Source organism: Pantoea sp. WMus005 (assembly GCF_013415305.1).
Classification (GTDB): Bacteria; Pseudomonadota; Gammaproteobacteria; order Enterobacterales; family Enterobacteriaceae; genus Pantoea; species Pantoea rara.
Map to the genome: position 1 here is coordinate 1,558,624 of NZ_JACBXU010000001.1, position 13,811 is coordinate 1,572,434.

13 protein-coding genes are annotated in these 13,811 nt (G+C 55.3%); 3 read left to right on the forward strand and 10 right to left on the reverse strand.

The genetic code is table 11. The features are described from left to right. Positions 1–5: 5 nt before the first annotated feature. Both rpmF and yceD read right to left on the reverse strand, forming a co-directional pair. Entirely contained in the window at positions 6–176 is a 171-nt protein-coding gene (gene rpmF / locus HZZ01_RS07020) for a 50S ribosomal protein L32 (RefSeq protein ID WP_003849870.1), read from the reverse strand. Positions 177–190: 14 nt separating this feature from the next. Continuing rightward, a complete protein-coding gene (yceD, locus tag HZZ01_RS07025; protein ID WP_179896068.1) occupies positions 191–712 on the reverse strand; it encodes a 23S rRNA accumulation protein YceD in 522 nt (173 codons plus the stop codon). A gap of 140 nt (positions 713–852) precedes the next feature. On the opposite strand from yceD, the gene HZZ01_RS07030 reads away from it, so the two are divergent. After that, a complete protein-coding gene (locus HZZ01_RS07030) occupies positions 853–1,440 on the forward strand; it encodes a nucleoside triphosphate pyrophosphatase (RefSeq protein ID WP_179896069.1) in 588 nt (195 codons plus the stop codon). Positions 1,441–1,453: 13 nt separating this feature from the next. On the opposite strand, the gene rluC is transcribed toward HZZ01_RS07030, so the two are convergent. Continuing rightward, positions 1,454–2,410, reverse strand: a complete 957-nt coding sequence (rluC, locus tag HZZ01_RS07035) for a 23S rRNA pseudouridine(955/2504/2580) synthase RluC (RefSeq protein ID WP_179896070.1) — start codon at positions 2,408–2,410, stop codon at positions 1,454–1,456. A 573-nt stretch (positions 2,411–2,983) separates the two neighbouring features. Between rluC and rne the strand changes: the two genes are divergently transcribed. Continuing rightward, a complete protein-coding gene (gene rne, locus HZZ01_RS07040) occupies positions 2,984–6,430 on the forward strand; it encodes a ribonuclease E (protein ID WP_179896071.1) in 3,447 nt (1,148 codons plus the stop codon). 49 nt (positions 6,431–6,479) lie between these two features. Continuing rightward, a complete protein-coding gene (locus HZZ01_RS07045) occupies positions 6,480–6,620 on the forward strand; it encodes a hypothetical protein (RefSeq protein ID WP_179896072.1) in 141 nt (46 codons plus the stop codon). A gap of 25 nt (positions 6,621–6,645) precedes the next feature. Here the strand turns inward: HZZ01_RS07045 and flgL are convergent, their stop codons facing one another. From flgL to HZZ01_RS07080, 7 genes are all read right to left on the reverse strand, one after another. After that, entirely contained in the window at positions 6,646–7,611 is a 966-nt protein-coding gene (gene flgL, locus HZZ01_RS07050; protein WP_179896073.1) for a flagellar hook-associated protein FlgL, read from the reverse strand. Positions 7,612–7,625: 14 nt separating this feature from the next. Further along, positions 7,626–9,275 carry a flagellar hook-associated protein FlgK gene (flgK, locus tag HZZ01_RS07055; protein WP_179896074.1) on the reverse strand — a complete coding sequence of 550 codons (1,650 nt, stop codon included), beginning with the start codon at positions 9,273–9,275 and terminating at the stop codon, positions 7,626–7,628. A gap of 123 nt (positions 9,276–9,398) precedes the next feature. Next, positions 9,399–10,361 carry a flagellar assembly peptidoglycan hydrolase FlgJ gene (gene flgJ, locus HZZ01_RS07060; protein ID WP_179896075.1) on the reverse strand — a complete coding sequence of 321 codons (963 nt, stop codon included), beginning with the start codon at positions 10,359–10,361 and terminating at the stop codon, positions 9,399–9,401. Next, complete coding sequence (locus HZZ01_RS07065) at positions 10,361–11,470, reverse strand: flagellar basal body P-ring protein FlgI (RefSeq protein WP_179896076.1); 1,110 nt, start codon at positions 11,468–11,470, stop codon at positions 10,361–10,363. Before HZZ01_RS07065 ends, flgJ begins: the two co-directional genes overlap by 1 nt. A gap of 9 nt (positions 11,471–11,479) precedes the next feature. Beyond that, the gene (locus tag HZZ01_RS07070; RefSeq protein ID WP_179896077.1) at positions 11,480–12,190 is read right to left on the reverse strand and encodes a flagellar basal body L-ring protein FlgH; all 711 of its coding nucleotides are present in this window, start codon (positions 12,188–12,190) and stop codon (positions 11,480–11,482) included. Between the two features lie 60 nt (positions 12,191–12,250). Continuing rightward, positions 12,251–13,033: a flagellar basal-body rod protein FlgG gene (gene flgG / locus HZZ01_RS07075; RefSeq protein WP_179896078.1), complete on the reverse strand. Its 783-nt coding sequence runs from the start codon at positions 13,031–13,033 to the stop codon at positions 12,251–12,253. A 17-nt stretch (positions 13,034–13,050) separates the two neighbouring features. Next, complete coding sequence (locus tag HZZ01_RS07080; protein WP_179896079.1) at positions 13,051–13,806, reverse strand: flagellar basal body rod protein FlgF; 756 nt, start codon at positions 13,804–13,806, stop codon at positions 13,051–13,053. Positions 13,807–13,811: the final 5 nt, after the last annotated feature.

Sequence of the window (13,811 nt, forward strand, 5' to 3'; positions counted from 1 at the left end):
GAAACTTACTTAACGATAACCTTGCGACCGCGGTAGTAACCGTCCGCAGTGATATGGTGACGCAGATGCGTTTCGCCAGAAACTTTATCTACTGACAGAGCAGCAGTGGTCAGCGCATCGTGCGAACGACGCATACCACGCTTAGAACGGGTGGGTTTATTCTGTTGTACGGCCATGGACCTTACTCCTATTACTTACGCTTTAAACTGGCTAATACGGCAAATGGATTTGGTTTCTCCGCCTCAGGAGGCAGTTTGCCAAAGACCATGTCCGCCTCGGACACTTCACAGTGTTCAGAATCGTGCACCGGAACGACCGGCAGTGCGAGAATCAGTTCATCCTCCACAACTGCCAGCAAATCGATCTCACCAAACTCGTTGACATCGACCGGCTCGTACGCTTCCGGTAATGCCTCGGCCTGCTCTTCAGAAGAGACAGGGCTGAAGCAGTAACTTACTTTTACGTGATGGGGAAAGGTCTGGTTGCAGCGCTGGCAACGCAACGTCACGTGTACTTCAGCAGAACCCGTCAGTACCGCCAGACGTTGATTATCAACCGCAAACGACATGGCACAATCCACATCACTGTCCACACTAACGACCGACTCGGCCACACGCTCCACCTGAACAGATGTGTAGACACCCTGATAATCAAGGCGCTTCTGAGCGGTACGGACAGGGTCCAGCGTTAGGGGTAATTTTACCTTTTGCATAGGGCGCGCATATTAACTTTGTAATGTCATAGAGTCAAAGAAAAAGGCCGTTAAACAGCATCTTTCAACCACTATTCGCATCCAGTGCGGCGCACAGTTTAAAATGACTGTCACCAATTCGCTATCACTATTGAAAAAAAATGACACCATCAATTCTTTTAGCTTCAACTTCGCCATTCCGGCAGGCATTACTGCATAAGCTCGGCCTGCCATTTATTACCGCTGCGCCTGAGGTGGATGAGACACCGCAGCAGGGTGAAACAGCCGAAGCGCTGGTAACCCGCCTTGCCGTAGCAAAAGCGCAGGCACTGGCAAAAATGTATCCCGGGCACTGGATAATCGGCTCTGATCAGGTCTGTGTGCTGGACGACCAGATCACCGGTAAACCTCATACCGCTGAGAATGCGCGGGCACAACTGCGTGCCGCCAGCGGTAAGGCCATTACCTTTTATACTGGCCTGGCCCTTTTCCATCCGGACAATAACCAACTGCTGCAATGCTGTGAGCCCTTTGTGGTTCATTTCCGCATGCTAACAGACGCTGAAATTGCCGGGTATGTCGAAAAGGAGCAGCCATTGCAGTGTGCAGGAAGTTTTAAAAGTGAAGGTTTGGGGATTTGTTTGTTTGATCGACTGGAAGGTCGCGATCCTAATACGCTGGTCGGACTGCCGCTGATTGCGCTGAATGAAATGTTGCAGCAGGCCGGCATCAATCCTTTGACAAACTGATGCCGGAGAACGATTACGCTTTCATCTGACGCAGTTTATTCAGACACTGCTTCAGGCCATCATCCAGTGGCGCTTCGACCCGCATCATTTCGCCGGTGCCGGGATGGGTAAAGGTCAGCGCCGCTGCGTGCAGGAACAGACGTCTTAAGCCGGTTGACGCCAGTTGACTGTCAAAGTCACGCGCACCATAACGATCGTCGAAGGCGATGGGATGCCCGGCATGCAGCGTATGCACGCGAATCTGGTGGGTGCGTCCAGTGACCGGACTCGCTTTCACCAGCGTGGCAAACTCGAACCGCTCTTCCACTTTAAAGCGGGTTTCAGACGCTTTGCCTTCGCTGCTGACACGCACTATTCGCTCGCCGCTCTGCAGGATATTTTTCAGCAGTGGCGCCTGAACCACTTTCAGATGCGACGGCCAGTTGCCGCGCACGAGGGCCAGATAATCTTTTTGCATCCCCTTTTCACGCAGTTGCTCATGCAGGGAACGCAGCGCCGAGCGTTTTTTAGCGACCAGCAGAATGCCGGAAGTGTCACGATCCAGGCGATGTACCAGCTCCAGAAAGCGCGCTTCAGGTCGCAGGGCACGTAATCCTTCAATGACACCGAAGCTAAGTCCGCTACCGCCATGTACAGCAGTACCGGAAGGCTTGTTCATGACGAGCAACGACTCATCCTCAAAGAGGATGGCATCAGCCAGTGAAGCGACTTTTGCCAGTTTGGGGGAAACCGCATCTTCATCGCGTTCCGCTACCCGAACCGGCGGAATGCGCACCTCATCGCCCTCTTCCAGCTTGTACTCTGGCTTAACACGTTTCTTATTAACCCGCACCTCGCCTTTGCGTACGATGCGATAAATCATGCTCTTCGGCACACCCTTGAGTTGGGTGCGCAAAAAGTTATCAATGCGTTGGCCGGCATTTTCAGCCGTGATGGCGACAAAATGTACGCCGGGATTCTCTGTTTTCATGGCGGCGATTCTAAATAGTGTCCCCTGATAGCGCCACCCCTTTTTCTGTGCTTAACTCAGGAGTTGATGTGATGGCAGGTCGCCTCTCTGCTGGCTTTTCCAGCAAAGTGCTGCTTTGTCCGACATATTAGCGATTTAAATGTAAGGAAACTTCACATGCTGGCTAAAGTCGCCTTGCTATATGAAGGTTAGCAATGGAATAATGTTTGAGTTTCTTACCTGAAGCATTTCAGGGCAGAAAACGAGCGAAATTGTCATTTTGCCGGATTGAGCAGACACGCAGCAATGGCGTAAGACGTAATGCGAAATCAGGCACTTAGCGGGCTGCGGGTTGCGGCCTGGACAACATGCTGGAATGCACGGGTTTTCTTTATTCTCTCAGGCATTTCCGCTATCTGGTGCTGTTTTCCCTTATGAAAAACAGGCCACCGACGCTATTTGCGCCCCTCGCGCGGTCGACAACCGTGAGGCTGACGACATTGCACTAAGTCACGGGGCCATCGGTTGATACTCGTCCAGGGTAACTATGCCCGCAGCTGTAATCACTCATGAAAGAATAACGAGTAAGTCACGATGAAAAGAATGTTAATAAACGCAACTCAGCAGGAAGAGTTGCGCGTTGCCCTGGTTGACGGTCAACGTCTGTACGATCTGGATATTGAAAGTCCTGGACACGAACAGAAGAAAGCCAACATCTACAAAGGAAAAATCACTCGCATTGAACCCAGCCTTGAAGCTGCGTTTGTCGATTACGGCGCAGAGCGTCACGGTTTCCTCCCTTTAAAAGAAATCTCCCGCGAATACTTCCCTTCCAGCTACAACGCGCATGGTCGTCCGAATATCAAAGAAGTGTTGCGTGAAGGTCAGGAAGTTATTGTTCAGATTGATAAAGAAGAACGCGGCAACAAAGGCGCTGCGCTCACTACCTTTATCTCTCTGGCGGGCAGCTATCTTGTGCTGATGCCGAATAACCCACGTGCAGGCGGTATTTCTCGCCGCATCGAAGGTGACGATCGTACCGAACTGAAAGAAGCGCTGTCGGCGCTGGATTTGCCAGAAGGCATGGGACTGATTGTCCGCACCGCGGGCGTCGGTAAATCCGCCGAATCGCTGCAGTGGGATCTAAGCTTCCGTCTGAAGCACTGGGAAGCGATCAAGAAAGCCGCTGAGAACCGCCCTGCCCCATTCCTGATCCATCAGGAAAGTAACGTCATTGTGCGTGCCTTCCGCGACTATCTGCGCCAGGACATCGGTGAAATCCTTATCGATAACCCGAAAGTTCTGGAACTGGCGCGTCAGCATATCGCGGCGCTGGGCCGTCCTGATTTCAGCAGCAAAATTAAGCTCTACACCGGTGAAATCCCGCTGTTCAGCCACTATCAGATCGAATCGCAAATTGAATCCGCTTTCCAGCGTGAAGTCCGCCTGCCATCTGGTGGCTCAATTGTGATCGACAGTACCGAAGCGCTGACCGCTATCGATATCAACTCAGCACGCGCAACGCGCGGCGGTGACATCGAAGAGACAGCCTTCAACACTAACCTTGAAGCAGCCGATGAGATTGCTCGTCAGCTGCGCCTGCGTGACCTGGGCGGCCTGATCGTTATCGATTACATTGATATGACGCCGGTACGCCATCAGCGTGCGGTTGAGAACCGTCTGCGCGAAGCTGTCCGTCAGGACCGCGCCCGCATTCAAATCAGCCACATTTCACGTTTCGGCCTGCTGGAAATGTCCCGTCAGCGCCTGAGCCCGTCATTAGGTGAATCCAGTCATCACGTCTGCCCACGCTGTAGCGGCACCGGTACCATACGTGATAACGAGTCGCTGGCGCTGTCAATTCTGCGTCTGATTGAAGAAGAAGCGCTGAAAGACAACACTAAAGAGGTTCACGCCATTGTTCCGGTTCAGGTTGCTTCTTACCTGCTGAATGAGAAGCGTGAGGCGGTCAATGCGATTGAAAAACGCCAGGGCGGCGTGCGGGCAATCATTGTGCCTGATGACAAGATGCAGACCCCGCACTATTCCGTGCTGCGCGTACGCACTGGCGAAGAGACGCAGACCCTGAGCTATCATCTGCCGAAGCTGCATGAAGCCGAAATGGCCATGCCATCAGAAGAAGAACATGCTGAACGCCGTCGCCCTGAGCAGCCTGCTCTGGCCGCGTTTGTCATGCCTGATGCGCCTCCGGCACCGGTTGAAGTTGAGCCAGAAGCACAGCGCGCTGAAGCCCAGCCAGCGGCAAAAGCAGTGGCTGCGCCTGCTACCGTCAGCACCGGTTTCTTCGGACGTTTGCTTGGCGGACTGAAAAAAATGTTCGCAGGCGATGAAGCTCCTGCTGCCGCGCCAGTGGCCGCTGAGGTTGCTGAGGTTGCTGAACCGCAAAAAGCGGCTGAAAGCGAGCAGGAAAGCAACAACGGCCGTGGCGAGCGCCGCAGCAACAATAACAACCGTCGTAACAACAATCGTCGTGAACGTACACCGCGTAATGGTGAAAACGCGCAGTCGCGTGAAGGCCGTGAACCACGCGAAAGTCGTGAGCCGCGCGAAAGCCGTGAACCGCGTGAAAGCCGCGAGCCACGTGAAAATCGCGAGCCGCGCGAGGGCAATAACAACCGTCGTAACAAGCGTGATTCTCAGCCAGGTGACGTTCGCGAAGAGCGCCCGGCACTGAGCGAAGAAGCGCGCCAGCAGCGCGATGAGCAGCAGCAACAGCGCCGTGAACAGCGTGCTGAGCGTCAGCGTCGTCGTCAGGAAGAGAAACGCGCCAGTGAAGAAGCGGCCAAAGTGGCTGAGCAGCCGGAAGTGGTTGCTGAAGTTCTGGACGTGGCCGAGGTGCAGGATGATGAGCGCGTGCAGGTTATGCCGCGTCGTAAGCCGCGCCAGCTGAACCAGAAGGTGCGTGTTGATGATAACCGTCCACCTATGCCAGCCGAAGCCAGTGACTTTGCCCAGCCTGCTGAAGTGCATCAGGCACAGCCTGTTGACGTTGCACAGCCTCAGCCTGAGTTCCAGGCTTCGCAGAGTGACGAGCAGGATGACAACGACAACCGTGATAATGCCAATATGCCGCGTCGCTCACGTCGTTCGCCGCGTCATCTGCGCGTCAGCGGCCAGCGTCGTCGTCGTTACCGTGATGAGCGTTACCCGACTCAGTCAGCGATGCCTCTGGCGGCTGCCGCTGCCTCACCAGAGATGGCATCCGGTAAAGTCTGGATTCGCTATCCGGTAAGTCAGGCCAGCGAAGAGCAGGTTCAGAATGTGACGCATGAGACACCTGCGTACAACGCAGAAGAGACAACAGAGGCCACCCGTGCGCTGCCGGTTGCAGCCGCCGTTGAATCTGTTGCTCAGGAAGTACCGGTACAGCAGGCTGAGCCACAGGCAGAAACGCCAGTGCCAGTTGTTAATACTGATGACACCCGCGCTATCGATGCCCCGGTTGACGAGCAGCCTTCTGTTGTTCCGGCTGCCGATGAAGCGAAAGCAGAAGCTGTGGCCGCTGAAGCCGTGCCTGCTGAGCCCGTCGCTGAAGCACCCGCTGTGACCCCTGCAGTTGAGACTGTTCAGCCTGCAGACGTTGCACAGCCTGAAGTTGTACAGCCTGCTGTTGAGACTGCACAGCCTGCAGAGGTTGCTGAGCAGTCAGCTACGGATGTCAGCGAAGAGATCGCAGCAGAAGTTGAAGAAGTACTGAAAGCACCGGTTGCAGCAGAAGCTGAAACCGCGCCAGTGCGTGAACCTCATGCTCCGGTTGCCGCACGTGATATCGCGCCTGCAGCACCGGTGACGGTGGCCCAGCCTGTAGCATCAGTCCCTGCTGCAGCAGTGCCAAATGACGGTACACGCTGGAAGCACTTTGCGTCTGCGCCGATGACTAAAGCACCTGCGCCAGTCTGGCAGTCAGAGCCTGCTCCGCAGAGTGAATGGGTGCGTGCACCGTATGAGTTTGATGGTCGCGGCTCTGCGGGTGGTCATAGCGCTACCCATCAGGCCACTGCCCCGGCGACCAAGCCGTAACGCATAAGCTGTTGTGAACTGAACCCCGGCCTCTGAGCCGGGGTTTTTTATGGCTGCAATTCTGCCCGTCAGCCGCGTTAAATTAACCCGTTTTGAATACCTGCTGTTCCCGCTGGCAGCTGAATCGCAGGCAAAAAAATCCCACCCTCCTTTATCGGGAGGGTGGGAAAAAGTAAGCGCATCCGGTTAAAGTACGCCTAAAATTTCAGGTCAGACTACGAATTCATCTTGAAAAGTGACATCTTGGACATATCAGTAAAGGTCTTGTAAGACGCCTGAAGTGCTGTCTGCTTCATGGTATAGCTGGACGCCGCTTCAGTTAAATCCACGTTAACCAGATCACTCATCTGCGAGTTGTAGATCACACTACGGTCATCGCCCTGCGCATTTAGCGTATCGATCTCGCCAAGCTGAGTACCAATTTCAGAAACCACTTTTGAAACATTATTCAGTGCATTACCCAGACCACGGTTGGTTTTATCCATCGCATTCTGGAATGTCTGTTTGGTTGCGGCATCTGCGTTATCCTGTGGTACTTTCAGTGCCGCAATGGCACTATCCAGCATCGTAAACACATTGGTTTCGCTGGCGCTGCCGTCCGGCTCTTTGGTGGCATTACCCGTGATCGACATAAAGATGCTGTCACCAGTATGCGCCACGGTCATGGTACGACTGGTATCGACCTTCTGAGTGATCGCCTCAGTACCGCCTGTGTAACTGACGCCGGCGCCTGCCGTATCAACAAACGGCGCGCTATCAGTTTTATAACCGGCAAAAATGTAGCGTCCATTGGCATCTTTGCTGTTGGCCTGGTTCAGCAACTGGGCGCGAATGCCCTCCAGCTGGGTGGCTATCGAACCACGGTCATCGTCGCTCAGCGTTCCGGTTGAACCGTAGACGATCAGGCCCTGCGCCGCAATGATCCCATTGGTTACGCCCTTCAGCGTATTATCTTCCAGTGACAACCCCTGTTCGGCAAAAGTCCGCGCCAGCGCAAACTGTTTGCCCTGCTGCTGGGTTTGTGACAACACCACAGCACGGGACGCCGCAATCGGATCGTCCGAAGGATTATTAACACGGCGGCCGCTGGAGAGCTCCTCGCCTGATTTCAGCCAGGAGGCCTGTGAGTCAGTGATGCCACGCACCTGCTGCTCAAAAATCATATTTGTACTGATTCGCATGTTATCTCCTGCCCTTAGCGAATATTGATCAATGCATTAAACACAGTGCTGGCAGTCTGCAGCACCTGCGCATTGGCCATGTAATATTGCTGATATTTAGTCAGGTTAGCGTACTCCTCATCGAGGTTTACGCCTGAGACCGATTGCTGGCGGTCAGTCAGCTGACTGACCACGCTTTTCTGTGTATCGCTGGTGGTTGCCAGTGAACTGGTTTTGTTACCCACGCTACTGACGAGGGTAGCGTAAGCCTGTGACAGCGTGGCGTTGCCGCCGACCAGCTTCGCATCCTGCAGGCCCAGCAGTTTTTGCGCATTGCGGTTATCACTCTCACCGCCAACGGCACTTGCTGCAGCCACCTGAGATTCACTGGTGATCGCGACAGACATATCGTTAACCACGTTCTGCACCGGCTTCACCAGGAAACTGTCTTTGGCGGCGGGTGCAGGCGTGCCGGCGACAGTCAGCTTCAGACCATCAAAGCTCAGCGTAGTGTTGCCGCTGGTATCGGTACCCTGCGTGATGGTCACGGCAGTGCTGTCTGAGGCACGCGTGGCGCTCCAGTTAGTGCCGTCAAAGCTGACGTTATAGTTGGTGGCTTTCAGCGCGCTGGTATCGGTCCACTCCGCAGTGACGGAGGCGGCGGTGCTGTTTTTGTTGTTGCTCACGACCAGCGGACTGCCGATTTTGAAGAAATCGACGCCCTGATTGCCCTTGCTGTCAAAACCCTGCTTATGAACATCGTTAAAGCTGGTGGTAAACGCAGCTGCTAACTGACCCAGCTGGTTCTGCGCAAGATCCAGATCCTGAGTACGGAATGCCAGCAGACCGCCCAGTGAACCGGTGGTGATCAGCTTTTCCGGGATCTCGACGTTGCCCGCCTGCTTATCGACATAGCCGATAGTGGTACGTGTCGGATCGCTGCTGGAAGGCATCGCCACCAGATCGTGAGATTTGTCGCCGTTTACCAGCGTCAGGCCATTCGCCATCGAGACCGTGTAGCCGCCATCCTGCTGCGAGACCGTCACGCCAACCACGTTATTCAGGGTATTCACCAGCTGATCGCGCTTATCGAGCAGATCGTTAGGTGCGGCACCGTTGGCGGTACTCAGTTTGCCAATCTGCTTGTTAAGATCGGCAATCTGGCTGGTAATGGTGTTGACCTGCTTGACGCTGGAACCGACGTCAGCATTGACGCTGTTCTGCATATTGTTCAGATATTGCGCCGATGTCTGGAACTGACTGACCAGACCCTGGGCATTACTGAGCATTGACTGACGCGCTGACGGATCGTTGGCGTTGCTGACCACGTTCTGCAGGTTGGTAAAGAACCCTTGCAGCGAGGTCGACAGGCTGGTCGTCGACGTCGACAACAGATCATCAATGTTAGAAATCTGACTGTGCTGAGTGTTTACCGCGCTGTAGTTCGCGCTTGAACCGCGTAACTGCGTGGCAATAAATGCATCATATTCACGTTGTACACCGGTGATATTCACGCCGTTACCATAATAGCTATTGCCCTGCAGGGTACTGCTCGCCTGCGCCAGTACCGTGGTCTGACGTGAATAGCCCGCCACGGTGTAATTGGAAATGTTGTTACTGGTGGTGCTCAGAGCGGCCTGCGCGGCACTCAATCCGCTCATCGCGGAGTTAATTATGCTGGACATCTCGGTTCCTTACGTTCCCCGTCAACCGGGCTGGCAGACATCAAAGTGGGCGCCAGCAGGCGAAAACGCTTCTGGCTATAGGGATGTTATCGGCTTGCTTAAGTGAAACTTGAGGCGCAAAGATCAGAACAGGTCGCCCATATCCTGGCTGTACGCTTTGACGACTTTGTCGCCCATACTTTTAAACTGCTGAATCATTCCCACCAGCTTTTGCGCATATTTCGGGTCGGTCGCGTAACCTGCCGCCTGCAATGCCTGCGCACCCTGCTCTGCGGATGTGGCGTTGGTTACCGCCGCATAGCGTGGGTTTTTGGTAAGGAGTTTGACGTAGTCAGTCAGCGCCTCGAAATAGGAGTTATAGACGCGGAAGCTGGCATGGACTTTCTTCGCTTCGCCCTGCTCATATTCCGTGGTCATGATATCGGTGGTATCACCTTTCCAGTCGCCGCTGGCTTTAATCCCGAACACGTTGTAGCTCGGTTTGCCGTCGCGGGTCAGGATCTGACGCTGGCCCCAGCCCGATTCCAGCGCAGCCTGCGCCAGAATCAGATGATGAGGAATACCACTTTGCTGGCTGGCAGCCTGCGCCGGTTGCGTCAGCTGCGCGATAAATTCGCGGCTGTCGCTGGGCAGGCCCGTTGGTGATGCGACCGGCGGCAGACGCGGCATCGCCTTACGCACAATCTGCTCCAGCTGCTCCGCGGCCATGGGTTTTGCTCCGCTGGTGCTGAGAATAAAGCTGTTATCCAGCTTCATCGGCACCGTACCGGCTTTTTCGTCCGGCGCGGTGGCGGGCTGCATCTGTTTGACGATGGTTTCCGCCAGGCCGAGACCGCGCTTACCCATCTCCTGTGCAATCTGCTGGTCATACATAGACGTAAAGAGTTTGGTCTGTTCGTTGCCCATAATGCCGTCCTGCGGCAACGCCTCACGCATACTCTTTAGCATCATCTGTACAAACATCCCTTCAACCTGACGCGCGACCTGCAACGCCTGTCCTTTCGGATCGCTGCTGGCCTGGCGTTTCAGTTCATTCAGAGAGCGGCTATCAAAAGCCGAACTTGTCAGAGATTGCATATCAGCCATCAGATAATTTCCAGTTTGGCACGCAGACAGCCGGCACTCTGCATCGACTGCAGAATTGACATCAGTTCGATAGGTGACGCACCCAGCGCATTCAGCGCACGAACCACGTTGTTCAGGTTAGCGCTGGCATTGACGCGCTGCAGCGCACCGCCGGTCTGACGCAGATCGATCTGTGTCTGCGTCGTTGCCACCGTCTGACCACCGGCCAGTGGTGTGTCAGGCTGACTGACGTTCTGCTGCTGGTTAACTGTCACCGACAGGTTGCCCTGGGCCACAGCACACTGATTCAGCGTTACTTCGCGGTTCATAACGACCGAACCGGTTCGGGAGTTAATGATCACTTTGGCATCTTCAACCGGGATCGAGACATCAATGTTCTGGATCTCAGCCAGCAGACGTACCTGCGCACCATTATTGGGTGACACGCGGATCTGTACGGTACGGGCATCCAGCGGCTGTGCTGCGCCGTAACCGCCTCGGGCGTTGATTGCATCCGCAATACGCTGTGCCATCGAGAAATCTTCGCTGTTAAGCTGCAGGTTAATGGTGTTCTGCGAACCAAAGTTGCTCTGCAGTTCACGTTCAACGGTTGCACCGCTGGTAATGCGGCCACCGTTCAGCTGGTTAACCTGGACACTGCTGCCGCCCGCTGAGGCACCCGCACCACCGACCAGGATATTACCCTGTGCCAGCGCATAGACCTGGTTATCGACGCCTTTCATCGGCGTCATTAACAGCGTACCGCCGCGCAGACTTTTGGCGTTACCCAGCGATGAGACCACCACGTCCAGGGTCTGACCCTGGCGGGCAAACGACGGCAGTTTTGCGGTGACCATGACGGCCGCCACGTTTTTCAGCTGCATGTTGGTTCCGGTGGGAACCGTGATACCAAGCTGTGACAGCATGTTGCTCACTGTCTGGGTAGTAAATGGCGTCTGAGTGGTCTGGTCACCCGTACCATCCAGCCCCACGACCAGGCCGTAACCCAGCAACTGGTTATCACGTACGCCCTGTACCGTGGTTAAATCACGAATCAAATCGGCTTTTGCCATCAGGCTGAAGCCCAGCAGCAGCGCCAGCCCGGCGCGTAACAGCGTTAACTTTTTCATTCAAACCTCTTACATCGGGGAGATGTTCAGGAAGAAACGCTGGAACCAACCCATGGTCTGCGCCTCATTGATGTAACCATTTCCGACGTACTCAATACGTGCATCGGCGACAGCGGTAGATAACACGGCGTTGCTGGCGCTGATGGTGCGTGGGTTGACCACGCCCGAGAAGCGAATGAACTCCGTGCCCTGATTAATGGCAATCTGTTTTTCACCCACCACGTGCAGGTTGCCATTTGACAATACCTGGTCCACGGTGACGGTAATGGTGCCGGTAAAGGTGTTATTGGCGGATGCGCCGCCTTTACCTGCGAAATCGTTTTTGCCTTCGGCGCTGAGATTGGCTTTTTCGCCACCTGCACCTACCAGGCCTGCCAGACCGGTCGGCACCCCGCTTATCCCTAGGCTGTTGCTGCCATCACGGCTGGCATTAGCTGAGGAGCTTTTGCTGGCACTGACGTTTTCCTGCAGCGTGATAGTCAGGGTATCGCCAATGTTGCGTGGACGACGATCTTCGAACAGCGGCTGATAGCCGTAGTTAAGCGGCGCGACGCCCTGGAATATAGAGCCGTTGACCACCGGTGGCGCGGACGGCATAGGTTGCGCTGTAGTTGCACCTTCGACCAGCGGGGTACGCGGGACCAGGGCACATCCGTTAAGAGTTAGCAGCAACGAGGCAACTAACCAATGTCCAGGCTTGAGAATCTGTTGCTTCGCCACGGCGTCACGACCTTATTAATGTCTTTGTTTCAGACCAGCAAGCGCTGGCCCTGTTCGGGATTAAAGCTGCGTTAATTTCGCCAGCATCTGATCAGAGGTACTGATCGCCTTGCTGTTGATTTCGTAGGCGCGCTGCGTCTGGATCATGGAGACCAGCTCTTCCGCCACGTTCACGTTCGAGGTTTCGGTATAACCCTGATAGAGCAGACCCGCGCCGTTCTGGCCTGGAGTGCTGTCCGTGGGTGCGCCCGATGCCTGCGTTTCCTTGTAGAGGTTTTCACCCACGCTATCGAGACCGGCGTCATTCATAAAGGTGCTCAGGGTTAACTGACCTACCTGCGAGGCCTGAGCCTGACCCTGCTGCGTCACGCTGACCACACCATCACGCGACACCGTAATGCTGGTGGCGTTGGCCGGAATAGTAATGCCTGGCTGCACCGGGAAACCGGAGTTGGTTACCAGCTGGCCGTTCTGATCAACCTGAAACGCGCCGTCACGGGTATAGCCAGAGGTGCCATCCGGCATCTGAATCTGGAAATAACCCTGGCCGTTAATGGCGATATCTTTTGAGTTGCTGGTCTGCGACAGGTTGCCCTGAGTATGCAGACGCTCAGTCGTCACCGGACGAACACCGGTACCGATCTGCAAACCGGATGGCAGCGTCGTCTGTTCTGATGACTGGGTGCCCGGCTGGCGCATGGTCTGGTACATCAGGTCTTCGAACACAGCACGTGAACGCTTAAAGCCGTTGGTGCTGACGTTTGCCAGGTTGTTGGCAATGACGTCCATGTTCATCTGCTGCGCATCAAGACCGGTCTTAGCGATCCATAAAGAACGAATCATGTTGTTATCCTCGTGCCTTAGCTCATGCTCAGGAGCTGGTTGGCTTTTTGTTCATTTTCGTCGACGTTGGTGATGACTTTCATCTGCATCTCAAAACGTCGGGCGTTGGCGATCATATCGACCATGGTTTCTACCGGTTTGACGTTGCTGCCTTCCAGCACGCCAGGCATCACCTGCATGGTGGCATCGGCCTGCAGCGCGGCACCGCGGGTCGCCTGCGTCGACGCAGTAGGACGGAACATGCCGTCATCACTGCGCTGCAGTTCCTGCCCGGTGGCCCTGACCAGCTTCAGCTTGCCCAGCTGAACCGTAGCGTTCGGTGAATCACCGGCATTCAGCCCGGTGATCGAGCCGTCCGCAGCAATGGTGATTTCCGTGCCCTGCGGGATCACAATCGGACCGCCATCGCCCATCACAGGATTGCCCTGAACCGTCAGCGTACCGGTCGGACTGATTTGCATATTGCCGTTACGGGTATAGGCTTCGCTGCCGTCAGCGGTACGTACTGCCAGCCAGCCATCCTGCTGCACCGCCACATCGAGCGGACGCTCGGTGTAATCCATCGCGCCCTGACTCATATCGGCGCCCGGTGTAGAGGCGGCGACCAGCGTGCGGGTCGGCAGTGACCAGCCACTCACCGGCACCGCACGCAGCGCATTCAGCTGCGCACGAAAACCCGGTGTAGAGGCGTTGGCGAGGTTGCTGGCGGTAACCGCCTGCTGATCCAGCGTCTGGCTGGCCGCGCCCATCGCGGTATATATCGCGTGATCCATATGGC